Here is a 24,260-nt window from a genome sequence, read left to right on the forward strand (position 1 = left end):
TGATATTTTTTCTTGCTATTCGGTTGATCTTGCCAGTCTGTTACTGCCTGTGCTCAGCGCTGCGGCAGGATGGGAATGGTGCGCGCAGCCGGTGATTCCCGGCGCTTGCTGCCACCTTCACCAAAACGGCTGTGCACATAGTTGTTCACCAGCGCCATGAATTCTGCCGCGATATTGTCACCTTTCAGGGTGACATCCTTCTGGCCATCCACATAGACCGGCGCTACCGGAACTTCCCCCGTGCCGGGCAGCGAGATGCCGATGTCAGCGAGCTTGCTTTCACCCGGGCCATTTACGACACAGCCCATCACCGCCACCTTCATGTCTTCCACACCGGGATATTGCAAACGCCATACCGGCATCTGCTCGCGCAGGTATGTCTGGATCTGGTCGGCCAGTTCCTGGAAGAAGGTGCTGGTGGTGCGACCACAACCCGGACAAGCCGTCACCAGCGGGGTGAAGCTGCGCAAGCCCATGGTTTGCAGCAGCTCCTGCGCCACCACCACTTCGCGGGTCCGTGCTTCACCCGGCTGCGGGGTCAGCGAAATACGGATGGTGTCGCCAATGCCTTCCTGCAACAGGATGGCTAGCGCCGCAGAAGATGCCACGATGCCCTTGCTGCCCATGCCGGCTTCGGTCAACCCCAGGTGCAGCGGAAAGTCGCAGCGACTGCCCAGATCGCGGTAGACGGTGATCAGATCCTGCACATTGCTGACCTTGCACGACAGCAGGATGTTGTCTGCCGGCAGGCCAAGCTCCATCGCCTTATCGGCGGACTCCAGCGCCGACACGATCAGCGCTTCGCGCATCACCAGTTCCAGCGGCAGGGGTTGCGGCTTGCGGTTGTTCGCATCCAGCATGCGTGCCAGCAGGGCCTGATCCAGGCTGCCCCAGTTCACGCCAATGCGTACCGGCTTGTCCAGCTCGGCCGCAGTACGAATCATGTAGGCGAACTTGTCGTCGCCCTTGGCACCCTTGCCGACATTGCCGGGATTGATACGGTACTTGGCCAGTGCACGGGCACAGTCGGGGTATTCCTTGAGCAGGCGTTCGCCATTGAAATGGAAATCGCCCACCAGCGGGACATGACAACCCATGTCATCCAGGCGCTGGCGGATTTCCGCCACGCGCGCGGCGGCTTCCGGCGAGTTGACCGTAATGCGTACCAGCTCGGAGCCTGCCTGGGATAATTGATAAACCTGCTCTACGGTGGCGATGGCATCTGCCGTGTCGGTATTGGTCATGGACTGCACCACAACCGGTGCAGCCGACCCCACCATGACATGCCCCACTCGCACCTGGCGGGTGGGGCGTCGCGCGATATTCACGCTATTCATGCAACAATCCGCATTTACTTGAGTTCAATTTTGGCAGTAGTGCCACGAATCTTGTCGGCCAGCGTAACCGGCTGGCCATTAAAACTGAGTTCGACCTGCGCCGCGTTGCCGATCTTCAACTGAAAGGGCGGTGTACCGCTCAATTCCTTGCTGCCACCCGCTTCCAGCGTGCCAAATTGCAGTTTCTTGCCGGTGGCGTCAATGACGGAAATCCACGCTGCCTGCTTGGCACTGAGGCTGATCTTGCCGGTAGCGGCTGCCGGTGCGGCATCTGCAGCCGCTGCCACACTGGCCTGCGGCTTGCTGGCGACCGGTGCCGGCTGCGCCACCACGGCCGGGGCCGATGCGGCAGTCTGCACAGTGGCTGTTGGCGCGACTTGCGGCACGGAAGCCGCCTCATTCTGGGGCAAGGCAACACTGGCAGCAGCGGATGCCGTTGCGGCCGAGGCTGCCTGTTCAGTCAGCATGGGTTGCAAGCTTTGTTTGCTGTCATCTGCCTTATTGGCAGGTCGGGACAGCAACCAGACCGCAGCAGCAGCCAGTGCTGCCAGCAGCACTACGAGGATCAGCCACTTTCCCGCGTTGCCGCCAGCGGAGTGAGCGCTGCCCAGACTGCTTGCCTGTGCGGCCTGTGCCACGGCGTCACCTTGCCCGTCATGCTTGACCAGGTTGACAACTTCATTGACTGCAGACGGAAACTGCTGCTCCAGCCTGGCCATCAATGGTTCCGGATCAACCCGGAGAAAACGCGCATAATTTCTGACGAAACCACGGACAAAGGTTGCACCCGGCAGTTGCTGGAAATCATCGTGTTCGATGGCTTCCAGTTGCCGGATGGAAAGCTTCAGCCTGTCGGCCACTTCGCCCAGGCTCATGCCGGCCCGCTCGCGCGCTGCTTTCAGCGCCGCACCGACCTCAAAGCCGGCAGGCTGGTCATTTGCTTCCTGTTCCATCTTCAGCTTCCGCTCAACAGCATTTGAGTTTCTTTGGAGTCCGGGTATTTGTTTTTCAGCAGGGCCGAATATTCCGCCTCATGCGCCCGGTCTCCCCCTTTTCTGGCAATCTGCACCCCCAGCCACAGCACATCAGCTCCGGGCGGGGTATTCCCGACTATTTTCAGCAGGCGGGAAAAATAAAAGGATGCCAGCTTGGCATTGCCCAGCTCCAGATGCAAGGCCGCCAGCTCGCGCAGCGCCGGCGGATAGTCCGGAGCCAGTCGCAGTGCAGTCAGCAGGTAGTCGTTGGCCTGGGTGGTTTCCCCCAGTTTGACACTGCAGCGGCCCATATTGAGGTAGGCGGTTTGTGGCGTCTGGTACAAGGGGTTGGCAATGGCCTTTGCCAGGTAGTCCATCGCTGTGCGCGGGTGATCATGCTCGCACAGGAACTGGCCATAATTGTTATTGGCTTCAGGACTGGATGGATCGACCTGCAAAGCCTTCAGAAAGTTCTTCTCGGCATCGGCATCCAGATGCATGAGATCGAAAATGTAGGCACGTGTGAGATAAGCACCGACAAAGCTGCCATCGGCCGCGACAGCTTCATTGGCCGATTCGAGCGCCACGGGCAAATTGCCCATCGATGCATATTCTACGGCCAGCTGGCTGCGGATTTCCGCCAGTTTCCGGTTGGCCGGAGCGGCGAATGCGACACAGGCATACGCCAACAGGCTTGCTGCCATCCACACTCGCCACTTGATCATTTTTCATTCTCCTGTGCGATCTGCATCCATTTGACCTGGCGACGGGTCTTGTCCATCACCTGCCCCGCCAGTTGCCCGCATGCCGCGTCGATATCGTCGCCGCGGGTTTTCCTTACGGTAACCACGTAGCCCTGCTCCTGCAACATTTCCCGGAAAATCCGGATCGCATTATTGCTGGAGCGATCGTACCCTGAATTGGGGAAGGGATTGAACGGAATCAGGTTGAATTTGCACGGTACGTCGCGCACCAGCTCCAGCAACTGGCGGGCATGCTCGGGACGGTCATTGATACCGTCGAGCATGACATATTCAAAGGTGATGAAATCGCGCGGGGCCTTTTCCAGGTAACGCTGGCAGGCCGCCATCAGTTCCTTGAGCGGATACTTTTTGTTGATGGGGACGATTTCATCGCGAATGGCATCATTCGGTGCATGCAGGCTCACGGCCAGCGCCACCGGACAGGCCTCACGCAGACGATCCATCTGCGGCACCAGACCGGAGGTGGACAGCGTCACCCGGCGGCGGCTGAGACCGTAGCCGTGGTCGTCCAGCATGATCTGCAGCGCGCTGACCACATTGTCGAAGTTGGCCAAGGGCTCACCCATGCCCATCATCACCACATTGGACACGACACGTTCGTTTTTCGGGGTAATCCCCATGGCCTTGTTGGCCCACCACAGCTGGCCGATGATTTCGGCAGTGCTGAGGTTGCGATTGAAACCCTGGCGGCCGGTGGAGCAGAACGTACACTCCAGCGCGCAACCCACCTGGGATGACACGCACAAGGTGCCGCGGTCGTCTTCCGGAATGAACACGGTTTCCACACCGTTGCCGGTGCCAACGTCGAGCAGCCACTTGCGGGTACCATCACTGGACGCCTGCCCGGTCATCAAAGACGGTACGCGCACTTCGGCCCGCTCGTGCAGCTTGGCACGCAGGCTCTTGGCCAGGTCGGTCATCGCGTCGAAATCGTCTTCGCCCATCTGGTGCATCCAGCGCATCACCTGCTTGGCGCGGAAGGGTTTTTCCCCCATGGCGGCAAAGTGTTCGGTCAGCTGGTCCAGATTGAAGTCGAGCAGGTTGGTTTTCATGCAGTCCTCGGTAAAACAGCGGCAGCCACAGGGCTGCCGCCAGATACATCCATTACGGCAAAGCGAGATTAACGGGAGTAGATCTCGGAAGCGGCAAAGAAGTAAGCCACTTCGATGGCAGCGTTTTCAGCGCTGTCGGAGCCGTGTACGGCGTTAGCGTCGATCGATTCGGCGAAGTCGGCGCGAATGGTGCCGGCGTCAGCCTTTTTCGGGTCGGTGGCGCCCATCAGTTCGCGGTTCTTGGCGATGGCGTTTTCGCCTTCCAGAGCCTGGATCATCACCGGGCCGGAAACCATGAAATCAACCAGGTCCTTGAAGAAAGGACGCTCTTTGTGCACGGCGTAGAAGCCTTCGGCTTCAGCGCGGGACAGTTGCTTGAGCTTGGCAGCAACCACTTTCAGACCGGCGGATTCGAAACGGTCGTAGATCTTGCCAATCACGTTCTTGGCGACGGCATCCGGCTTAACGATGGACAGGGTACGTTCAATTGCCATAAAAATCTCCCAAATACTCCCAAATAACAGAACAAGTGGCTAAACTAGGCTGTAGTTTATCCACTCGGGTTACGCAATTCTGAGGAACCCGATATTTTACCAGCCTTTTCAAGCCTCTGCTGCATAAAAATTCAAGGCCATGACTGAACAAAACCACGGGCAGGACCACGGCCATGCGCCGGACGAACAAGACCTCAACAGCAAGCTGAAAAAACGCCTGGCGATTGCCGGTGGCCTGGTTGCGGTGGCACTGGCCGCCATTCCGGTGCTCGATGGCATGAAAAAGCCCAAGGTCGACATGACGGCCGCAGCGCCGGTCAGCAGCTCGGGCAAGATCGTCAACGCCGCCTCAGCTCCGGTGATGGAGGCCAGCGCACCGGAGCAGCAAGTCGCCAGCGCTCCGGCGGTGGAGGCCAGTGCGCCCGAGACTGATGCCGGAACTTCGCCTTCGCCGGCTGCTCCAGCCGCAGCCACCCCACAGACCCCTGATGTGAGCAAAACCCCGGCAGTGGCCAGTGCCAAACCAGTCACACCGCCAGTAGCGCACACGCCAGTCAGCAAACCGGCCGTGAAGGCGAATACCAGCACAACAAGCACCCCGGCCCCCGCCACAGCACCGGTGGCAAACACGGCATCACCTCATGTGGTAGCCAGCAAGCCCGCGCCGACCGCCAGCACTGTACCACCGGTGGTGGTGAGTAATGCAGAACCCAGCGCCCAGCCCCAGAGCGCGCCACTTTCCAAGGCCAAGCCGGAAGGCAGTTCACTGGGCTACAAACTGCAACTGGGTTTATTCTCCAGCATGGGCAATGCCGAAAAACTGGTGAAAGAGCTCAAGGCCAAGGGGATAGAGGCTCACACCGAAACCCGCGTACAACTTGGGCCGTTCAAGAACCGGGCCGAAGCCGACGAGGCCATGGCCAAGCTGCGCAGCCTGGGTTACACCCCGCTGCTAGCGCCCGCCGGACAATAAGTACAGCAAGCGATCATGCCCAGCCCGCCCTTCATCAAGGCGGGCCTTTTGTTTGCGCCGTCAAAAAAAGGCAGCCAAGGCTGCCTGAAGGTCGATCAGAGGATACAAACCATGTCCGGTACAAAAGAAGCCAAGCAATAAGCGCGGCCTCTCTTGCTAGCGCTCAACCCAGCGTGGGCATGGAAAACTCTGCGCTCTGCACCTGACCTGCTGGCCAGCGGCTGGTGATGGCCTTCATGCGGGTGTAAAAACGTACGCCTTCCGGGCCGTGCATGTGATGGTCGCCAAACAAGGACGCTTTCCAGCCGCCAAAGCTGTGGAAGGCCATCGGCACCGGAATCGGCACATTGATGCCCACCATGCCCACCTGGATGCGATGGGCAAACTCACGCGCGGTACCGCCATTGCGGGTAAAGATGGCCGTGCCATTGCCATAGGCATGCTGGTTGATCAGCCGTACTGCCGCTTCCAGACTGTCTACCCGTACCACGGCCAGCACCGGGCCGAAGATTTCTTCCTGATAGATGGTCATCTCCGGGGTAACGTGATCGAACAGCGTACCGCCAATAAAGAAGCCCTCCTCGCAGCCTGGCACCACCAGACCACGGCCATCCACCACCAGCTTGGCCCCTTCGGCCACACCCTGGGCAACGTAAGCAGTCACCTTGTCCAGATGCTGGCGTGTCACCAGCGGGCCCATTTCGGCCTTGGGATCGGTGCCGACATTGATGTGCAGTTGCCGGGTTCGTTCGGCCAGACGCGCCACCAGCGTGTCCGCGACATCGCCCACGGCAACGGCAACGGAAATCGCCATGCAGCGCTCACCGGCTGAACCATAGGCCGCGCCCATCAGCGCCTCGATAGTCATGTCCAGATCGGCATCCGGCAGCACCACCATGTGGTTCTTGGCCCCGCCCAGCGCCTGCACCCGCTTGCCATGCGCCGCACCGGTTTCATAGATGTAGCGGGCAATCGGGGTGGAGCCGACAAAGCTGACCGCAGCCACGTCCGGATGGGTGAGCAGGCCGTCTACCGCCAGCTTGTCGCCTTGCAGCACATTGAACACGCCATCCGGCAACCCGGCTTCCTGCAGCCATTCGGCAATCAGCAAGGGGGCGGACGGGTCACGTTCGGAAGGCTTGAGGATGAAGGTATTACCGCAGGCCAGTGCCACCGGGAACATCCACATCGGCACCATGGCCGGGAAGTTGAACGGCGTGATGCCGGCCACCACGCCCAGCGGCTGGCGCATGGTCCAGGCATCCACACCGGTGGCCACCTGTTCTGTGTATTCACCCTTGAGCAACTGCGGAATGCCGCAGGCAAACTCCACCACCTCCAGCCCGCGTTGCACTTCGCCCTGGGCGTCGGATTCCACCTTGCCATGCTCGCTGGAAATCACTGCGGCCAGTTCGCGCTGACGCTCTTCCAGAATGCTCTTGAAACGGAACAGGATGCGCGAGCGCTTGAGCGGCGACAATGCAGCCCAGGCCGGGAATGCAGCGTGGGCAGCGGCCACGGCGGCTGCCACATCTTGCGGCTCGGCCAGGGCAACTTCGGCTTGCGGGCGACCCAGCGCCGGGTTGAACACGGCACTGTAACGCTGTGCCGCACCAGCAGTACGCTGGCCATTGATGAAATGCGGAATCTGCAACATGGTTTCTCCTTGCTGCGGGCAAGCCGGGGGCCTGCCCTTGAGCGGTGGGCATCAAATGGATAATGAGCGGGAATGCGGTGGCCAGCACCGGACCAGAACGGCCCGGCACCACGGCCTCAATCAGGTAGTTGCAACAGCCACTGGTGCTGCGGGTCGTTGCGGAAGGACCACTGGCGCTTGGGCCCGGCCATCACGTTGAGGTAATAGGACTGGTAGCCATAGGGCACGCACACCGGGTGATAGCCGCGCGGCACCATCATCACGTCGTGGTTTTCCACCGCATGGGATTCGTCCAGGCTGCGGTCGTCGGTATAGACCCGCTGGAAGGCAAAGCCCTGCGGCGGGTCGATGCGGTGGTAATAGGTTTCTTCCAGTGCGCTTTCCGCCGGCAGATTGTCCAGATCGTGCTTGTGCGGCGGGTAGCTGGAGGAATGGCCGGACGGGGTGATGACCTCCACCACCAAGAGGCCGTCGGCCGGCTCGGTCTGCGGCAGGATGTCAGTCACATAGCGGGTATTTGCCCCCTTGCCGCGCACACTGCGCTGCATGCTGGCAGGCGCAATCAGCCGCACCTCGGGGCCCCGCTGGCCGGGGGCCGAGCACAAGGCCACTTCCGCCGGAGTCAGCGCGGTGATGGTCAGCGGCTCGCCGGCCGGGACATACACCGCCCATGGTGCCTGTTCGTCAAACACGCTGCTGCGCTCGCCCAGGCTGTCCCAGTACTGGCTGCCCGCCTGCACGGCGACTTTGCCGGTCAGCACCACCAGACAGCATTCGCGCCCGGCATCCTGCCAGCTTTCCTGTTCGCCCACATCCAGTCGTACCGCACGGAAACCGACATGATGCCAACTGGCACTGTGCGGGGTGATGTCGGCTATTACGCGCCCCTTGCCTGCCTTGACCAACAAGCTCATGCCACACTCCTTTCCTGCTGATTGATGGCCGCCACCAGCGATGACAGGGTGCGATAGCCCTTGTCGGCGTATTCATAGCTGGGCGCTACCACAGGGTCTTGCTCGGCCTCCACCACCAGCCAGCCCTGATAATCATGCTGCGCCAGCGTGTGCAGGATGGCGGCAAAGTCGATGCAGCCATCGCCCGGCACGGTAAACGCACCATTGATCACCGCCTGCAAAAAGCTCCAGTTACCGTTCCACGCCTGCTTCACCACTTGCGGGCGCACATCCTTGCAATGCACATGCACCACGCGGGCAATATGTTTGTTCAGTACCGCCAGCGCATCGCCACCGGCAAAGGTGATGTGGCCGCTATCAAACAGCAGGCCGACTTCCGGGCCGGTGACGGCCATCAGCTGGTCGATGTCCTGCGCGGTTTCCACATAGGCCCCCATATGGTGGTGATAAGCCAGGGTGATGCCGCGTGATTGCAGATGGCGGGCAAATTCGCTCAGCCGCGCGCCATAGGCCAGCCATTGCTGTTGACTGGTGAAACGCGGTCGCTTGTACAAGGGCTGCGGCTGGCCCTGAATGGCACTGGCCACCTCGCCATACACCATCACCTTGCAACCGTTTTGCACCAGTAGTTGCAGATGCGGCTCCACGCGGCGGATTTCCTCTTCCACGCTGCTTTCCGCCAGATATCCGGAATGCCAGCCTGACACGCACTCCACGCCATAGGGCTGTAATACGGCAGCCAGCGTTTGCGGGTCGCGCGGAAACTTGTTGCCCAGCTCGAAGCCCTGGTAACCAATGCGGGCACCCTCGCGCAAAATGGTGTCCAGCGTGACTTCCCCGCCCAGCGAGGGCAGATCGTCATTGCACCAGGAAATGGGGTTGATGCCGATTTTTACCTTGAATGGCTTGCTCATTATTGTTCTCCCGGGTGCTCAGCGCGGCTGGCGACGGCTGCGCCAGATGTCGATCAGGGTTTCAAAATTGCCACGGGCGGCTGCAATCAGCCCGGCGTCGTCCAGTTCGCCGGCCAGCCAGCGTTGTGACGGTTCGTGGAACAGCGTGCGTCCCACCATGAAACCACGGCAGCTGCGGCTGGCTGCCGCGTCGGCAAAGCCCTGACGCAGCACATCCAGCGAAGCATGCAGGCCCAGCAACACCACGCCACGGCAATAGGGGTCACGCTCGGCCAGCAGCGCGTCCACCGCCTGCCATTGCGCGGCCGACATGGATTCCAGCTTCCACCACTCCGGATAGATGCCCAGGTTGTAGAAGCGCTTGAGTGCGCGCAGCACGGTGTCCGGCTGTTGTGGCAGCTTTTTCGACGGAATCACTTCCAGCAGCAGCTCGTGGCCACTCAGTTGTGCGGCCTCGTAAATGGCGCGCACCTGGGCTTCCTGCTCCAGCCGGTTTTCCAGTGTGTCGTCCGGGTGGTACTGCACCAGACATTTGATGATGTGTTCCTGCGGCCAGCTTTCCAGCCGGGCTGTGGCGGTGCGGCCACGATCGAATTCCAGCGGGTTGGAACCGGGCAATTCCACCGGACGGCCTATCCACCAGCCGCGACCGGTGGCGGCATACATGGCATCCTCGCCGTAGCGGTCATCCACCAGAATGCCGATATGGCCTTGCAGTTGCAGCGCGCTTTCGGTTTGGGCCACCGCCTCCACCAGCAGGCGCTTGAGCACGGAAATGCGCGCCTCGTCCGCCCCGCTTTGCCGCGCCAGCTCGAAAAACTGGTTGCGGTGATCGAAGGCAAACACGCACAGGTCATCCCATTGCTTGCGCTTGATGCTGACCCGGTGCAGGCGGCTGAGCGTGGCATCGTCACCCGGCCGCAGCGGTGTCTGTTCCAGACCGAGAAAATAATCCAGTTCGGCCGGAGTGGGCATGGCCGGCGAGCAGCCATGGCGCGACACCACCAGTGCGCCGCAGGCATTGGCGCGGGAGCAGCACCAGCCGTAGTCGCGGCCATGCAGCCAGCCGGACAGGAAGCCGGACAGAAAGGCATCACCGGCGCCCAGTACATTCATCACTTCTACCTGCGCGCCCTTTACCGAGAAGGCATCCTCGATGCGCGCCGGGATGGCACCCGGAATCACCGCGCAGCCCAGCGGGCCACGCTTCACCACCAGCGTGGCCTGCGGAGCGAGCTGACGCACGGTGGCCAGGCTGGTGAGCAAATCGTCCGAGCCCCCGGCGATACTGATTTCTTCTTCGGTACCGACAATCAGGTCGAACAGCGGCAGTACCGATTGCAAATGGGCAGTCACACCATCGCTGGCGATATAGCGCTCTTCGCCATTGCCACGGCCGGTTATGCCCCACAGCACCGGGCGATAGTCGATATCCAGCACGGTGCGCACATCATGCTTTCGTGCCAGCGCCAGCGCCTTGCGGCTGGCGGCATTTACCTTGGCGGTGGAAAAGTGGGTGCCGGTAATCAGCAGCGCCTTGCTCGATGCAATGAAATCTTCATTGATATCCGCTTCTTCCAGCGCCATGTCGGCACAGTTCTCGCGGTAAAACAGCAGGGGGAAGGTATCGCGGTCCTTGATACCCAACAGCACCAGCGCGGTAAGCCGTTCCGGGTCCACCTTCACCTGGCTGACATCACAGCCTTCCGCTGTCAGGGTGTCCAGCAGGTAGCGGCCCATGTGTTCGTCGCCCACGCGGGACAGCATGGCGGACTTCAGGCCAAGGCGGGCAGTACCGAATGCAATGTTGGCAGAGGAGCCGCCCAGGTAGCGGGCAAAGCTGCTGGCGTCTTCCAGCCGGGCTCCCAGTTGGCGGGCATACAAGTCGATGGCCAGTCTGCCCAGGCAGATCAGGTCCAGCGGTCGGTCGGCAGCAAAATGGGTGGTGTTTTGCATGATGTGCATTCTTTGTCTCGTTGAGTGACTGTCCGCCGCTGCGGCCCGCCTCCACCCGCCCGGGGAAGTGCGCCGTCAGCCATATCGGTGAAGTCCAGCATAAATCGCTGGCCCAGCTAATGCAACTTTTTTTTCGTATTTATTTTCTAATAGAAATTATTTTCCGAAAAATGTTTTTGTAGTGCGGCAGTTTCACTCTAAAATGACGCCATCCACATTGCCGAACATTCCTGCCATGACCAAGGAAATAAGCGCCGATCAGCTGATGCAACGCATCGCCGAGGAATACGAAGACCTGAGCAAGCAGCTGAAAGTGATTGCCAAATACGTAGAAGAGCACCGCCAGACGCTGGTGCTGGAGCGTATTACCGACATTGCGCAGGCCTGCGAAGTACAGCCATCGGCCATCGTGCGTTTTGCCCAGCGCTTTGGCTTCAGCGGCTTTTCCGACATGCAGACGGTGTTCCGTGATGCCTTCGCCCCGGCCGGTGGCAATGTCAACAATTACCAGAAGCGCATCCGCAGCGTGATTGCCACCCAGGACACGCCGTTGAGCAATACCCAGGTGACGCAGAACTTCATAGCCGCCTGTCAGCAAGGGCTGGATGAGTTGTCGCAGTCGCTGGACCCGGCGGCCATCGACAAGGCAGTGGAATTGCTGGTGAAGGCGGACAATATCTATGTGGTGGCAGTGCGGCGCATGTTTCCGATTGCCAGCTATATCAGCTATGCCCTGCAGCACACCGCCAAGCGGGTGCATCTGGTATCCGGCCTGGGCGGCATGTACCACGACCAGATCCGCAGCATCCGCGAAAACGACCTGATGATAGCCATCAGTTTCCAGCCTTATGGCAAGGAAACCCGTTACTGCGCACGTGTAGCCGGACAAAACAAGGCAAAGCAGCTGGTGATTACCGACAGCCAGTTAAGCCCGCTGGCACGCAATGCCGATGCGGTGCTGACGGTAAAAGAGGGCACCGCGTTTTCCTTCCGCTCGCTCACCAGCACCATCAGCCTGTGTCAGGCCTTGTTCATTGCCCTGTCTTACCGGCTGGAACTGGTGATTGAAGAGACCCGCGACGCCGGGGCTTACGACGACTGATCAGCAAGGACGACATGATCAGCCCCGCGCCGGTCAGCTGACTGGCGCTCATGCTGCTGCCAAACCACCACCAGGCCAGCAAGGCCGTCCATACCGGCTCCAGCAGCAGGATGAAAGCCGAACGTTGCATTGGCACCCGCGCCTGCGCCCAGCCTTGCAGGAAGAAGCGGCCACAGGTGGCCAGCAGGATACTTACCAGCAGCCAGGCCGTCACCCCGCCGCTTAGTCGGGATGGCCAGTGCTCCACCAGCACACTGCCGAGCAAACCGGCCAGTCCCGCCAGCAGCAGCTGCAAGGCGGTCAGACTCAATGCCGGCGCCTTCGCCCCTGCCCTGCCGTTCAGATTGAGAAACACCGACATCGCCACGGCCGAAGCCAGAAACAGGCTGTCGGCCGCACCCAGCTGCCAGCCACCATGCAAGGCCATGGCCGCCACCCCCAGCGCGGCCAGCGGCATGGCCCACAAGGTTTGCGCCAGCAGCACGGTGCCAAACATCAGCCGCGCCAGCACTGGTGCCAATACCACACCCAGGCTGCCGATGAAGGCACCCACGCCCAGGTTGTTGCTTTGCTGCAGGGCCAGCATCCACAGCACCATGGCCAAGGCCAGCATCAGTGCACTCCATTTGCTGGTGGCAGGTAAATGCCATGGCCAAGGCTGGGCGCGTGTGCGTGCCAGTGCGGTCAGCAGCACACCTGCGCTGCCAAAACGCACGCCCAGAAACAGCAAGGGGGGCATGCCGCGCAACACTTCCTTGGAACACAGCCAGCCAAAACCAGCAATCAGGGTCACCAGTACCAGCGTGGCTTCAGCCAGCCCGGGGCGTACAACTTGTTTCACGCTCACAACACGATTCCGCAACAATGAAAAAACGGGAAGGCTTACCTTCCCGATCAACACCCTGCTGAAAGATTGTTGCCGCATTGCCATGCCGCATGCAGTCAGCGGAGTGTGACGCCGGCGACAGTTTAACTGCTGCCACCCCCGCTGTGTGATGCGGGACGATCAGCTGCGGCGGTTACGCTGGCGGTATTGGTCTGCCACCACGGCCACCACGATGATGATGCCTTTGACGATTTCCTGGTAATAAGCGTCGATACGCAGGAAGGTGAAGCCGGAGGTCATGGTACCCAGAATCAGCGTGCCGATCACCGTGCCGGTAATCTTGCCCAGACCACCATTGAGCGAGGTGCCACCGATGACCGCAGCGGCAATCGCGTCAAGCTCGTACATCATGCCCATGCCAGCCTGACCGGACACGGCGCGCGCCGATGTGACCACCCCGGCCAGGCCGGACAGCAGGCCGGCCACGGTATACACCAGAATCAGGTGACGGTTGACATTGATGCCGGCCACCCGCGCAGCGGCACGGTTGGCACCAATGGCATAGGTGTATTTGCCGTAACGGGTGTAGCTGAGGATGATATGGAACACCAGCGCCGTTACCAGGAAAATGATGACCGGATTGATCCCTGCCCCGATTGCCGCGTAGTTGTCCGACAGCATGCTGATGGGTTCACCCTTGGTATACCACTTGGCCATGCCGCGTGCGGTCACCATCACCCCCAATGTGGCGATGAAGGGCGGAATGGCGGTTTTGGCTATCACCGTGCCGTTGATCAGGCCGCACACCAGCCCCACCAGCAAACCGGCAGCCAGCGGTGCAAGCACCGGCAGGTCGGTCAGCGCGGGGAATACCGCACGGGCAAAGTCTGAAGTTTGCGCCAGACTGGCCGATACCATGGCGGTGAGCGCCACCACCGAGCCGGACGAGAGGTCGATACCACCCATGATGATGATCTGGGTGACGCCCACCGCGATGATGCCGATCACCGACACTTGCAGCACCATCACGATCAGTCTTTCCTTGTTGGCGATGAAGCTTTGGCCGACGAACAGCCAGCCCAACAGTTCGAATATCAGGGCCACGCCCAGCAGCACCATGAAGATGCGTGCTTCAGCGGGAAGCTTGAAGCCAAATGCGCCGGATTTTGCTGCCTTGTCCAGCGGCTGCGTATTGCTGATTGACATGTTGTCTTCTCCTGCTGTTATTGTGCTTTTCCTCGCTGGCGGCAATGTCAGCCGGCAGCCAGTGTCATGATGCTGACCTGGGTCGCGTCGGCCCGGTCGACAATGCCGGTCACCCTGCCCTCGTGCATGACCATGATGCGGTCGCTCATGCCCAGGACCTCGGGCAGCTCGGACGAAATCATGATGACAGCCACACCCTGCCCGGCCAGTTTGCAGATCAGCTTGTGGATTTCCGCCTTGGCACCCACGTCGATGCCACGGGTGGGCTCATCCAGAATCAGTATTTTCGGGTTGGTCAGCAGCCAGCGGCCAATCAGCACTTTTTGCTGGTTGCCACCGGACAGGTTTTCGATGCGCTCGTCCAGATTCGGCGTTTTCACCCGTAAGGTGCCAGACATGGCTGCGCACATGCTGTCCAGCGCCTGCTGGCGGACAAAACCGGCCTTGAGGTTGTCACCGCCCAGCACCGATATCTGCATGTTTTCCTGAATGCTCAGGTTGAGAAAACAGCCGGTGTCCTTGCGGTCTTCGGTCAGAAAAGCCATGCCGTGCTGCATGGCGGTGCGCGGGGAGTCCACACTCACGGCCTGGCCATTGATGCGGATCTGGCCGCTACTGGCCGGGCTGACGCCAAACAGGGTTTCCGCCACATTGCTGCGGCCAGAGCCGATCAACCCTGCCACACCAAGGATTTCCCCCTGGCGCACGGAAAAGGACACATCGTGGAACACGCCATCCAGGGTGAGGTGTTCCACTTCCAGCGCTACCTCGCCAATCGGCACGATGGTTTTGGGGAACATCTCGGTGATTTCGCGCCCCACCATCATGCGGATCACTTCATCATGGCTAAGCTGTTCCACCCGCTTGCAGCCGATGAAATGGCCATCACGGAATACCGATACCTCGTCGGCAATCTCGAACAGCTCGTTCATCTTGTGGGTGATGTAGATGATGCCCTTGCCCTGCTCACGCAGCATGCGCACGATGCGGAACAGATGGGCGACTTCGTGCTCGGTCAGCGCTGACGTGGGTTCATCCATGATCAGCACGTCGGAGTTGTACGACACCGCGCGAGCAATCTCCACCATCTGGCGGCTGGAAATGCTCAGGCTGGCCACCTTGGCCTCGGGGTCCAGATCGATGGACAGCTGGGCAAACAGCTCGCGGGTCATCTGGTACATCCTGGCGTGGTCGATCAGGCCGAAGCGGTTCAGCGGCTCGCGGCGGATCCAGATGTTTTCGGCAATGCTCATGAAGGGCATCAGGTTGAGTTCCTGATGGATCATGGCGATGCCGTTTTCCAGCGCGTCCAGCGGCGAAGTCAGCGCGATGTCGCGGCCGTGCAGGCGGTACACGCCCTTGTCCGGGATATACACCCCGGCCAGAATCTTCATCAGCGTGGACTTGCCAGCGCCGTTTTCGCCCATCAGTGCATGCACGGTGCCGGCGCGCAGGCGGAAGGACACATCATCCAGCGCCACTACACCGGGGAAAGCCTTGCGTACGCCTTCCACTTCAATCAGCAGCGTTTCGCGCTCCACGGGCGGGTGGGACGCTGCAGCTGCTTTCGGTTTTTCCGGGGCCAGGCTCAACATGGCTTGCTCTCCTCCTTGAGTACCGGGCGGCACACTGCTGCGGCCGCCCGCTTCAGCATTAGTTGCGCGACTGGTAGTTCTTCAGGTTGGCCTGGGTCACCAGCTCGAACGGTACCCAGATCATGGACGGCAGCTTCTCGCCACGCGACAGTTTCAGCGCGGTGTCTACCGCACCCTTGCCCTGACCGGCGGCATTCTGGAACACGGTGACTTTCAGCTCGCCGTTTTTCATGGCGGTGAGGGCATCCTGGGTGGCATCCACGCCAGCCACGATGGTTTTGTCCAGACGCTTGGCGGACTTGAGCGCCTGGATGGCACCCAGGGCCATTTCGTCGTTATTCGACACCACGGCGTCAAACTGCAGACCGGCACTCAGCCAGTTCATCATCAGGTCGCGGCCATCGGTACGCGACCATTTGGCAGTCTGTTTTTCCACAATCTTGATGCCGTTACACGGGGCCTTGGCGATGACTTCTTCCACATCCTTGGTACGCTGACGCGCGGCCTGGTTGGCCAGGTCGCCCATCATCACCACGATATTGCCCTTGCCCTTCATCAGGCGGCATACCTCTTTCATTTGCACGGTGCCGGATTCGGCCTCGTTGGAGCCGACAAAGGCCACCTTGGCGGGCAGGGTCTTGTCAGCCGGCATGCGGTTTACGTACACCAGCGGGATGCCGGCGCTTTGCGCCAGCTTGGTGATTTTCGGCGTGGCATCGGTATCCACCACATTGACGATGATGGCATCCACTTTCTGGGCAATGAAGTTTTGTACCTGGCTAAGCTGGCGGCCGACGTCGTTCTGCGCATCTTCAAACTGGATGTCCACACCCTTCTGGCTGCCTGCATAGGTTTTCATGTTATTGCGCAGCACGGTGAGGAAGTTGTCGTCAAAGGCGGACATGGTCACGCCCAGTTTGGCGGCGGATGCCGGCATGGCCAGCATGGTGAGGGAAAAGAACACTGCGGAACCAGCAAGCTTGGTGATGCGTTTCATTGATGCGTCTCCTGTCCTTATGGTGTGGGTTCGATCCCGACATGCCGCCGACCGCTCATGTTGCAGTGCAATGCGAAGCGCATATCGTGTTGTCGTGCAGCTAAGATAAGTGAGCCGCATCAATATTGCAAATAAAATTTCATGCTGCATTGCACATAGAAATATTTTTCTATATTTTGCCAGATGAACCAGTTGCCCCTGCAAACCAGGGTCCTGCAACAGCGCCATGCACAGCATGGCCATCCCATTGATTTAACGGGTTTTAACCGGGCACAAATGCAACAGCAAGGGCGAAAAAATGAAAAAGCCATGCCGACATGGCATGGCTACTGACAACGCGACCAGTTGTACTGGCAACAAGCGTTTTCAGGCAACAACCGGCTGGCGCAGGCTGGCACACAAGGCAGCCAGATAGTCATAGCCCTTCTTGGCGTATTCATAGCTGGGTGCCAGCGCCGGGTCCTGCTCGGCTTCCACCACCAACCAGCCACGGTAGCCATGGCGCTGCAGCGTGGCGAGAATGGGGGCGAAGTCGATCATGCCGTCGCCCGGTACGGTAAACACCCCCTTGAGCACAGCGTCCAGAAAGCTCCAGTTTTCTGCCTTGGCCTGTTGCATTACCGCCCGTCTTACATCCTTGCAGTGCACATGTACCACCCGGTCCACATGCTTGAGCAGCTCGACATAGGCGTCCCCCCCGGCAAAAGTGATGTGGCCGGTATCAAACAGCAGGCCGACATCCGGCCCGGTGAGGGACATCAGCACGTCCAGGTCGGCACTGGTTTCGCAATACGCACCCATGTGATGGTGATAAGCCAGAGTGATGCCCCTGCCGTTCAGCCAGGCGCCAAAGGCATCCAGTCGCGCGGCGTAATCCTGCCATTGCTGTTGACTGGTAAAACGCGGGCGTTGTGACAACGGGGTTTGCTGCTGGCCCTGCACTGAACCGGCTACTTCGCCATACACCAGCACCTGGCAGCCGTTGTAAACCAGCTTGTCCACATGCGCCGTCGCGGCGGCTATTTCCTGCTCAACCGTGCCGTTTGCCAGATGGCCGGAATGCCAGCCGGACACCACCGCCACGCCGTATTCGGCCATCTTGTCGCGCAGTGCCTGCGGGTCTTTGGGAAACTTGTTGCCCAGCTCGAAGCCGGCATAGCCGATTTCCGCGCCCTCCTGCAGACAGGTCTCCAGCGGGATATGGCCACCCAGTTGCGGCAGGTCGTCGTTACTCCAGGAAATGGGATTGATGCCGATACGCACGTCAAATTGCTGCACTGTCTCGCTCCTTATTTATGTCGTTGCTGTGCTACTGCCGTTGACGCAAACGGGCTTGCTCGTAGTCGGCGCGGGCACTGCGTACCGCTTCGCGTTCGGATACTTCCGGAATGCCCACCTCCCACCAGCTGCCGCCTTCCGGCGTGCATTGCGGACCATCGATGCGCAGCTGTATCAGATAACTGCGGCTGGATGCCCGGGCACGCACCATGGCGGCCAGCAGTTCGGCCACCGAGCTCACCGTTTCGGCCTCGGCCCCCAACGAGCGGGCATTCTGGGCAAAGTCGATCTGCGGAATGCCGTGTTCGCCGTGCAGGCAGTCGGCCAGCATATTATTGAAGGGTGCGCCGCCGCAGGCCTGCTGCAAACGGTTGATGCAGGCGTAGCCAGCATTGTCCAGCAGCACCACGATGATCTTGTGCCCCAGCATCACCGAAGTGGCCAGTTCATTGTTCAGCATCAAATAGCTGCCATCGCCCACCATCACGATGACTTCACGTTCTGGCCGGGCCATCTTCACCCCCAGGCCACCGGCCACTTCGTAACCCATGCAGGAAAAGCCGTACTCCATGTGATAACCACCTGGCGTACTGGTGCGCCACAGCTTGTGCAGTTCGGCCGGCAGCGTACCGGCAGCGCACACCACGATGTCGCGTTCGGCCGAATCTGCCGCCGAGGCCTGTACCGCGCCAATAGCCTCGGCATAGGTAGGCAAGTTGGCACGCGGGCTGCGCACAATTTCGTCCACCTGCCGCCGCCAGCCATTGCACAGCCGCTGGCTGTGGGCAGTCCAGTCGCTATCCGCCTGCCAGCCTTCCAGCGCAGCACTCAGCGCGGCCAGCCCAACGGCGGCATCACATTGCAGGCTGTGCCCACCCCATTTGATGGCATCAAAGCCATTCACATTGATGGACAACAGCGTGGCCTGCGCATATAGCGTGTGCGAGCCGGTGGTGAAGTCCTGCAAACGGCTGCCCACTGCCAGCACCAAGTCGGCCTGACCGGCCAGCTCATTGGCAGCCGGGGAACCCGTCACGCCGATGGAACCGGCCAGCAGCGGATGGTCCCATCTCAGTGCCCCCTTGCCCGCCTGACTCTCACCAACCGGAATTCCATGTGTTTCGACAAACTGGCGTAGCGCGTCAGCACCACCTGCGCTGTACAGTACCCCGCCACCGCACACAATGAGCGGGCGCTTGGCCTGGCGTAGCAAACTCGCCAGAGCAGCCAGTTCAGTGGGTTCGGCCGGAGGCTGACGGAAGTGGATATCGCGCTCGGCAAAGAAGGCTTCCGGCCAGTCAAAAGCCTGCGCCTGCACATCCTGTGGCAGGGCCAGTGTTACCGGGCCGCATTGTGCCGGGTCGGTGAGCGTGGCGATGGCGCGGGGCAAGGCGGTCAGCAACTGGGATGGCACCACGATGCGGTCGAAGTAGCGGGAAACCGGGCGCAGGCAATCCACCGCCGACACACCGCCATCCTGAAAATCTTCCACCTGCTGCAATACCGGGTCCGGGGCACGTGAAATGAACACATCCCCCGGCAGCAACAGCATGGGCAGGCGATTGACGTGCGCCACCGCCGCAGCAGTGACCAGATTGGTACAACCGGGGCCGATCGAGGTGCTGACCGCCATCATGCGGCGGCGGAAATGCGCCTTGGCATATGACGTGGCGGCCAAGGCCATGCCCTGCTCGTTGTGGGCGCGCAAGGTGGGCAGCACATCCTGCGCGGCCTGCAAGGCTTCACCCAGACCAGCCACATTGCCGTGACCGAAAATGGCCCACACACCGCCAAACAGCCGCTCCCGGCTGCCATCCGGCATGGTGACAAACTGCGCAGCCAGATAGCGCACCAGCGCCTGGGCCACGGTGAGACGTACGGTTTTCACATTGCTTCTCCAGAGGGCAAGCAGCCAGCAGGCGGTGGGGCGGCACCGGGCCGGGCTTGATGTCGGTAAGGGAGGTGTCAGCCGCTACGATATAAGATTCCAGCACATTTGCAAATTATTTTTCATTTTTATTTTTTTTGGAAAACATTTTCCTGATCATGGCGTGATCAGCCCGGCAGGTAGGGCCAGGGTGTCATGTTTTCTGCCAGGTACAAACGGAACTGCGCCGGGCCGATTTCCCCCTCCACCGGCCACATGTCCAGGGTGGCCAGCAGCTGTTGCAAGGCCTTGATGGCCTGGCCATCCGGGTCCTGGTCGATCACCACATCCAGCAGCCCCTGTTGCAAATACTGTTGGTGGTCGTCCGACAGCTCGTGTGTCACCCAGCACACCTTGTCGTGAATGGCATAGCGACGCAGCGCGGCCTCGATGCCGGGTGAGCCCGCTCCGCTGTTATAAATACCGGCAATCGGCTGGCCCTGCTTGAAGGCATGGCTGACGGCGGCATAGCAACGGTCCGCATCGTCATGGGTGGCGGTGGCCACCTGATCGCAACGCAAATGGGGAAAGCCCTGTGCCAGCACCTCGGCACAGCCGCTGGCCCGCTCCAGGTGGCCACGGTAATCCGGGCGACTGGACAGCAGCAGCACCCGTCCGGGCTGGCGGCACAGCCGGCCCAGCAACCAGCCTGCGGTGCGCCCGGCAGCGTGGTTGTCGATGCCGACATAGTGCGCCTGTGGCAGATCGGCCACATTGCTCACCACCAGCGCGACTTGTTCGCCCCGTTGAATAGCCGCTTGCAGGGCTTGGCGCACCGCCGGGGTATCCGGTGCCGCCACAATCAGGCCGTGACGCCGGTAGGGCCGCGCGCGCAATGCGCGCAACAGGCCGGCTTCGTCTTTCTCGCCCACGGTCTGCAGGTGCACCACCACCCGCTGGTCCAGCAGAGGCAAAGCCTGTTGCAAAGCCTGACGCAAGCGACGGAAGAAGGGTGAGGGGTTGTCCGGTAGCAGGATATCCAGATGAATCAGCCCATGGCGGGTGTCGGGCAACAGCCGTGGCACCGCCAGCGCACGCGCGGCGGCTACCACCTTGGCACGCGCCTGGGCCGACACGCTGCCACGTTCGTTCAACACCCGGTCCACCGTGGCCACACTCACCCCGGCCTGAGAGGCGATTTCAATGAAACGGGCAGTTTTCTTGCGACGTGGCGGGCTGCTCATCGGCGGGCTCCTGCAGACGAATGGGGTGGCACCAGCCGCTCACCTTGACGATTTATCGTCAATTCAGCAACTGAAACCGTGCAGGCCTTGCCCTAGATTGCCTCCCAGGACACCACGCTGCAGCCCTTTTACCACAAGGCCATAGCCGTTTGGCATTAGATGCACTGCAACATGACAAGCAGCCAACACCACAAGAAATGGAGGACGACATGAAGCTTGCCCTGGACCCGTACATGCACCGGCACCTCAGCCTGCCGGAACTGTGCCGCAAGACGGCCGAACTGGGTTACCGCCACATCGAACTATCCCCGCGCGCCGACCTGCTGCAATGGTGGGCCATGCCACGTGCCAATAGTGAACGGCTGGCCGGTTTCAAGCAGGCCATGCGCGAACACGGTGTCAGCCTGGCCACGCTACAACCGATGTACCGCTGGGCCAGCCCGTTTGAAGATGAACGCCAGGCGGCGATGAAATACTGGAAGAAAGCCATCGAAATTGCCGTGGAGCTGGAATGCGACACCCTGATTTCCGAATTTGGCCGTGGTGCAGCGCCAGAACGCTCGGCAGGACTGGGCGCCGGCATCAATACGCCAGAGCAATGCGAAGCTGCATTCTGGCGTTCCATGGAAGAACTGGTGCCGATTATCGAGCGCGAAGGCCTGCAACTGTCCATCGAGCCGCATCCGGAAGACTGGATCGAAACTTTCCAGCCCGCTCTGGACATTGTGCAGGTGATTGGCTCACCCAATGTGAAGCTGTCCTATATCGCGCCGCACACTTTCTATTACGGCGACGACATGGGCGCCATGCTGCGCGCAGCCGCGCCGGTACTGGCCCATGTACGTGTGGCCGACACCTTCAACCACAAGGCCTCATCCGGCCTGCGCTATATCGTCAATCCACCCGGCGCCAATGTACGCGTGCATCAGCATCTGGATATCGGCCAGGGCGAAATCGACTGGGATGTGTTTTTTGCCACCCTGGCTGACATCGGTTTTGACGGTGTGCTGTCCTCCTGCGTATTTGCCTGGGAGGAACGCGCCGACGCATCGTCGCGCTTCATGCTGAGCGAAATGCAGCGCTACCTGGATAAGCACTACCGCAACTGGCAATCGCAGTAAGCCCCCTCACCCGCAGAAAGCCCACCATGAACAACAGCATCCGTTTTGCCATCAACCGCATCAGCGCACCGCGCCTGTCCTTTCCCGACTATCTGGCCATGTGCCGCCGTCTGGGTGTGACCGACATTGAAATCCGCAACGACCTGAACGGCGTGGAAATCAGCAATGGCACCCCGGCCACCCAGCTGCGCGATGCAGCAGCCGAAGCCGGCATCACCATCCGCACCATCAACGCGCTCTACCCGTTTGATGTTTTTGACGCCGACCTGCAACAGCGTGCCGTACAGCTGGCCGCCTATGCCCGCGACTGTGGTGCCCAGGCGCTGGTGATGTGCCCGCTCAACAGCCGTGACGATGCCCGCAGTGCCAGCCAGCGCCAGCAGGACCTTATCCATGCGCTCAAACAGCTGAAACCGATTCTGGACGACCACGGCATCACCGGACTGGTGGAGCCGCTGGGCTTCGAGGAATGCGCACTGCGTCGCAAATCAGCCGCCGTCACCGCCATTTACGCCGCCGCCGGTGAACGCCATTTCCGCCTGGTACACGACACCTTCCACCACCACCTGGCTGGCGAGGACATTTTCTTTCCGGAGCTGACCGGGCTGGTACACATCTCCGGCGTGGAATCCACGGCATTGGCCAGCAATGAAATGCGCGATGGTCACCGCGTGCTGGTGGGCAGTGCCGACCGGCTGGGCAATATTCCGCAGCTGATAGAACTGCTGGCGCGCGGCTATCAGGGGGCGGTGTCGTTCGAACCCTTTGCCAGCGACATCATGGAAGCACCGGACAGCGAAACCCTGCTGCGTAACAGCATGGACTACATCCGCCAGCAACTGGCCGCTTGAAACCCATCACACGATAAACAAGATCAAGGAGACAAACATGACTTTAGCCATTGGCGTCATCGGCACAGGAGCCATCGGGCAGGACCATATCCGCCGCATCAGCCAGACCCTGTCCGGCGCAAGCGTGGTGGCCGTCCATGATATCAACCCCTTGCAAGCCGAGGCTACGGTGCAGCAATACCAGCTAACTGCCCGCGTGCACGACAGCGGGCAGGCACTGATTAGCGACCCGGCAGTAGAGGCCGTTCTGGTCACCTCCTGGGGCCCCAGCCATGAAGAATTTGTGCTGGCCGCCATTTCCGCCGGCAAACCGGTATTCTGCGAAAAACCGCTGGCAGTCACTGCCGAGGGCTGCATGCGCATCGTTAATGCCGAACTGGCACATGGCAAACGGCTGGTGCAAGTTGGCTTCATGCGTCCCTATGACACTGGTTACCGTGCGCTCAAGCAAGTACTGCAGGAAGGCCGTATTGGTGCGCCGCTGATGTTGCACTGCGCCCATCGCAATCCATCCGTAGGCGAAAGCTACACCACGCCCATGGCCATTACCGACACGCTGATACACGAGCTGGACGTATTGCGCTGGCTGCTGGAGGAAGACTATGTATCGGCGCAGGTGGTATTCCCGCGCAAGAGCAGCCACGCCCTGCCCCATCTGGCCGACCCGCAGATCGTGCTGCTGGAAACCCGCAGCGGCGTGCGTATCGACGTGGAAATCTTCGTCAACTGCCAGTACGGCTATGACATCCAGTGTCAGATCGTCGGCGAAACCGGCATTGCCAGCCTGCCAGAGCCATCCAGCGTGCCGCTGCGCAGCGCCGCCAGTTATTCCACCACTATCCTCACCGACTGGAAACAGCGCTTCATCGCCGCTTACGACGTGGAGCTGCAAGCATTCATTGACGGTGTGCAGGCCGGAACCCTCACCGGCCCCTCAGCCTGGGATGGTTATGCCGCAGCCGTAGCTGCGGATGCCTGCGTGCAGGCGCAAAAGAATGGCGCAGTGGTAGACATCAACATGCCCGATCACCCTGACTTCTACTGATTTTCCTCGCGTTTTCTGCAGCACACTTCCTCGGACTTGCCACAGCTGCCTCATGGCTGCTGTGGTTTTTTTATCGCACACCACAGAAAATAA

General features: G+C 60.6%; 22 protein-coding genes. 6 read left to right on the forward strand and 16 right to left on the reverse strand.

What is annotated here, in order from left to right; translation table 11 throughout:
- Positions 1-53: 53 nt before the first annotated feature.
- The 5 genes from ispG to ndk all read right to left on the reverse strand — a co-directional run bounded on the left by ispG (position 54) and on the right by ndk (position 4,621).
- Complete coding sequence (gene ispG / locus HWX34_RS02200; protein ID WP_178970792.1) at positions 54-1,337, reverse strand: flavodoxin-dependent (E)-4-hydroxy-3-methylbut-2-enyl-diphosphate synthase; 1,284 nt, start codon at positions 1,335-1,337, stop codon at positions 54-56.
- 14 nt (positions 1,338-1,351) lie between these two features.
- Positions 1,352-2,290 carry a RodZ domain-containing protein gene (locus tag HWX34_RS02205; protein ID WP_178970793.1) on the reverse strand — a complete coding sequence of 313 codons (939 nt, stop codon included), beginning with the start codon at positions 2,288-2,290 and terminating at the stop codon, positions 1,352-1,354.
- A gap of 2 nt (positions 2,291-2,292) precedes the next feature.
- Complete coding sequence (gene pilW / locus HWX34_RS02210) at positions 2,293-3,036, reverse strand: type IV pilus biogenesis/stability protein PilW (protein WP_255496545.1); 744 nt, start codon at positions 3,034-3,036, stop codon at positions 2,293-2,295.
- Complete coding sequence (gene rlmN / locus HWX34_RS02215; protein WP_131355213.1) at positions 3,033-4,127, reverse strand: 23S rRNA (adenine(2503)-C(2))-methyltransferase RlmN; 1,095 nt, start codon at positions 4,125-4,127, stop codon at positions 3,033-3,035. The genes pilW and rlmN overlap by 4 nt, the downstream gene beginning before the upstream one ends.
- A gap of 68 nt (positions 4,128-4,195) precedes the next feature.
- On the reverse strand, positions 4,196-4,621 hold the full coding sequence (gene ndk, locus HWX34_RS02220; RefSeq protein WP_045846015.1) for a nucleoside-diphosphate kinase: 426 nt from the start codon (positions 4,619-4,621) through the stop codon (positions 4,196-4,198).
- A gap of 139 nt (positions 4,622-4,760) precedes the next feature.
- Between ndk and HWX34_RS02225 the strand changes: the two genes are divergently transcribed.
- Together HWX34_RS02225 and HWX34_RS21195 are read left to right on the forward strand one after the other, a co-directional pair.
- On the forward strand, positions 4,761-5,594 hold the full coding sequence (locus tag HWX34_RS02225) for an SPOR domain-containing protein (RefSeq protein ID WP_178970794.1): 834 nt from the start codon (positions 4,761-4,763) through the stop codon (positions 5,592-5,594).
- 15 nt (positions 5,595-5,609) lie between these two features.
- Positions 5,610-5,735 carry a hypothetical protein gene (locus HWX34_RS21195; RefSeq protein WP_255496546.1) on the forward strand — a complete coding sequence of 42 codons (126 nt, stop codon included), beginning with the start codon at positions 5,610-5,612 and terminating at the stop codon, positions 5,733-5,735.
- Between the two features lie 22 nt (positions 5,736-5,757).
- On the opposite strand, the gene HWX34_RS02230 is transcribed toward HWX34_RS21195, so the two are convergent.
- From HWX34_RS02230 to iolC, 4 genes are all read right to left on the reverse strand, one after another.
- Positions 5,758-7,251 (reverse strand): CoA-acylating methylmalonate-semialdehyde dehydrogenase, encoded by a 1,494-nt coding sequence (locus HWX34_RS02230; protein WP_178970795.1) that lies wholly within the window; start codon positions 7,249-7,251, stop codon positions 5,758-5,760.
- A 116-nt stretch (positions 7,252-7,367) separates the two neighbouring features.
- Positions 7,368-8,165 carry a 5-deoxy-glucuronate isomerase gene (iolB, locus tag HWX34_RS02235; RefSeq protein ID WP_178970796.1) on the reverse strand — a complete coding sequence of 266 codons (798 nt, stop codon included), beginning with the start codon at positions 8,163-8,165 and terminating at the stop codon, positions 7,368-7,370.
- A complete protein-coding gene (gene iolE / locus HWX34_RS02240) occupies positions 8,162-9,079 on the reverse strand; it encodes a myo-inosose-2 dehydratase (protein ID WP_178970797.1) in 918 nt (305 codons plus the stop codon). The genes iolB and iolE (HWX34_RS02240) overlap by 4 nt, the downstream gene beginning before the upstream one ends.
- An 18-nt stretch (positions 9,080-9,097) precedes the next feature.
- Entirely contained in the window at positions 9,098-11,035 is a 1,938-nt protein-coding gene (iolC, locus tag HWX34_RS02245; protein ID WP_178970798.1) for a 5-dehydro-2-deoxygluconokinase, read from the reverse strand.
- A 235-nt stretch (positions 11,036-11,270) separates the two neighbouring features.
- On the opposite strand from iolC, the gene HWX34_RS02250 reads away from it, so the two are divergent.
- Positions 11,271-12,137, forward strand: a complete 867-nt coding sequence (locus HWX34_RS02250; RefSeq protein WP_218645024.1) for a MurR/RpiR family transcriptional regulator — start codon at positions 11,271-11,273, stop codon at positions 12,135-12,137.
- Here HWX34_RS02250 and HWX34_RS02255 read toward each other — a convergent pair.
- The 7 genes from HWX34_RS02255 to HWX34_RS02285 form a co-directional block, all read right to left on the reverse strand.
- Positions 12,067-12,984: a DMT family transporter gene (locus HWX34_RS02255; protein WP_178970800.1), complete on the reverse strand. Its 918-nt coding sequence runs from the start codon at positions 12,982-12,984 to the stop codon at positions 12,067-12,069. The two genes, HWX34_RS02250 and HWX34_RS02255, sit on opposite strands and share 71 nt — an antisense overlap.
- Before the next feature lie 159 nt (positions 12,985-13,143).
- On the reverse strand, positions 13,144-14,169 hold the full coding sequence (locus tag HWX34_RS02260; RefSeq protein WP_178970801.1) for an ABC transporter permease: 1,026 nt from the start codon (positions 14,167-14,169) through the stop codon (positions 13,144-13,146).
- 47 nt (positions 14,170-14,216) lie between these two features.
- Positions 14,217-15,764, reverse strand: a complete 1,548-nt coding sequence (locus HWX34_RS02265) for a sugar ABC transporter ATP-binding protein (protein ID WP_178970802.1) — start codon at positions 15,762-15,764, stop codon at positions 14,217-14,219.
- Positions 15,765-15,822: 58 nt separating this feature from the next.
- Complete coding sequence (locus HWX34_RS02270) at positions 15,823-16,761, reverse strand: sugar ABC transporter substrate-binding protein (RefSeq protein ID WP_178970803.1); 939 nt, start codon at positions 16,759-16,761, stop codon at positions 15,823-15,825.
- Between the two features lie 366 nt (positions 16,762-17,127).
- Positions 17,128-18,039, reverse strand: a complete 912-nt coding sequence (gene iolE, locus HWX34_RS02275) for a myo-inosose-2 dehydratase (RefSeq protein ID WP_178970804.1) — start codon at positions 18,037-18,039, stop codon at positions 17,128-17,130.
- A gap of 31 nt (positions 18,040-18,070) precedes the next feature.
- The gene (gene iolD, locus HWX34_RS02280; protein WP_370459656.1) at positions 18,071-19,927 is read right to left on the reverse strand and encodes a 3D-(3,5/4)-trihydroxycyclohexane-1,2-dione acylhydrolase (decyclizing); all 1,857 of its coding nucleotides are present in this window, start codon (positions 19,925-19,927) and stop codon (positions 18,071-18,073) included.
- A gap of 167 nt (positions 19,928-20,094) precedes the next feature.
- The gene (locus tag HWX34_RS02285) at positions 20,095-21,150 is read right to left on the reverse strand and encodes a LacI family DNA-binding transcriptional regulator (protein WP_178970805.1); all 1,056 of its coding nucleotides are present in this window, start codon (positions 21,148-21,150) and stop codon (positions 20,095-20,097) included.
- Between the two features lie 209 nt (positions 21,151-21,359).
- Between HWX34_RS02285 and HWX34_RS02290 the strand changes: the two genes are divergently transcribed.
- Genes HWX34_RS02290 through HWX34_RS02300 form a run of 3 tightly spaced genes read left to right on the forward strand, consistent with a single transcriptional unit; the run spans position 21,360 to position 24,167 of the window.
- Complete coding sequence (locus tag HWX34_RS02290) at positions 21,360-22,271, forward strand: sugar phosphate isomerase/epimerase family protein (protein WP_178970806.1); 912 nt, start codon at positions 21,360-21,362, stop codon at positions 22,269-22,271.
- A 26-nt stretch (positions 22,272-22,297) separates the two neighbouring features.
- Positions 22,298-23,122, forward strand: a complete 825-nt coding sequence (locus tag HWX34_RS02295) for a TIM barrel protein (RefSeq protein WP_178970807.1) — start codon at positions 22,298-22,300, stop codon at positions 23,120-23,122.
- Between the two features lie 37 nt (positions 23,123-23,159).
- On the forward strand, positions 23,160-24,167 hold the full coding sequence (locus HWX34_RS02300; RefSeq protein ID WP_178970808.1) for a Gfo/Idh/MocA family protein: 1,008 nt from the start codon (positions 23,160-23,162) through the stop codon (positions 24,165-24,167).
- The last annotated feature ends 93 nt before the right edge of the window (positions 24,168-24,260 follow it).

This window comes from Aquitalea sp. LB_tupeE (genome assembly GCF_013391415.1).
Taxonomy (GTDB): Bacteria; Pseudomonadota; Gammaproteobacteria; order Burkholderiales; family Chromobacteriaceae; genus Aquitalea.

Bases quoted from the DNA above. Each gene is read 5' to 3' on its own strand.
- ispG (WP_178970792.1), bottom strand. From the start codon at position 1,337: ATGAATAGCGTGAATATCGCGCGACGCCCCACCCGCCAGGTGCGAGTG.
- HWX34_RS02205 (WP_178970793.1), bottom strand. From the start codon at position 2,290: ATGGAACAGGAAGCAAATGACCAGCCTGCCGGCTTTGAGGTCGGTGCG.
- pilW (WP_255496545.1), bottom strand. From the start codon at position 3,036: ATGATCAAGTGGCGAGTGTGGATGGCAGCAAGCCTGTTGGCGTATGCC.
- rlmN (WP_131355213.1), bottom strand. From the start codon at position 4,127: ATGAAAACCAACCTGCTCGACTTCAATCTGGACCAGCTGACCGAACAC.
- ndk (WP_045846015.1), bottom strand. From the start codon at position 4,621: ATGGCAATTGAACGTACCCTGTCCATCGTTAAGCCGGATGCCGTCGCC.
- HWX34_RS02225 (WP_178970794.1), top strand. From the start codon at position 4,761: ATGACTGAACAAAACCACGGGCAGGACCACGGCCATGCGCCGGACGAA.
- HWX34_RS21195 (WP_255496546.1), top strand. From the start codon at position 5,610: ATGCCCAGCCCGCCCTTCATCAAGGCGGGCCTTTTGTTTGCGCCGTCA.
- HWX34_RS02230 (WP_178970795.1), bottom strand. From the start codon at position 7,251: ATGTTGCAGATTCCGCATTTCATCAATGGCCAGCGTACTGCTGGTGCG.
- iolB (WP_178970796.1), bottom strand. From the start codon at position 8,165: ATGAGCTTGTTGGTCAAGGCAGGCAAGGGGCGCGTAATAGCCGACATC.
- iolE (WP_178970797.1), bottom strand. From the start codon at position 9,079: ATGAGCAAGCCATTCAAGGTAAAAATCGGCATCAACCCCATTTCCTGG.
- iolC (WP_178970798.1), bottom strand. From the start codon at position 11,035: ATGCAAAACACCACCCATTTTGCTGCCGACCGACCGCTGGACCTGATC.
- HWX34_RS02250 (WP_218645024.1), top strand. From the start codon at position 11,271: ATGACCAAGGAAATAAGCGCCGATCAGCTGATGCAACGCATCGCCGAG.
- HWX34_RS02260 (WP_178970801.1), bottom strand. From the start codon at position 14,169: ATGTCAATCAGCAATACGCAGCCGCTGGACAAGGCAGCAAAATCCGGC.
- HWX34_RS02265 (WP_178970802.1), bottom strand. From the start codon at position 15,764: ATGTTGAGCCTGGCCCCGGAAAAACCGAAAGCAGCTGCAGCGTCCCAC.
- HWX34_RS02270 (WP_178970803.1), bottom strand. From the start codon at position 16,761: ATGAAACGCATCACCAAGCTTGCTGGTTCCGCAGTGTTCTTTTCCCTC.
- HWX34_RS02285 (WP_178970805.1), bottom strand. From the start codon at position 21,150: ATGAGCAGCCCGCCACGTCGCAAGAAAACTGCCCGTTTCATTGAAATC.
- HWX34_RS02290 (WP_178970806.1), top strand. From the start codon at position 21,360: ATGAAGCTTGCCCTGGACCCGTACATGCACCGGCACCTCAGCCTGCCG.
- HWX34_RS02295 (WP_178970807.1), top strand. From the start codon at position 22,298: ATGAACAACAGCATCCGTTTTGCCATCAACCGCATCAGCGCACCGCGC.
- HWX34_RS02300 (WP_178970808.1), top strand. From the start codon at position 23,160: ATGACTTTAGCCATTGGCGTCATCGGCACAGGAGCCATCGGGCAGGAC.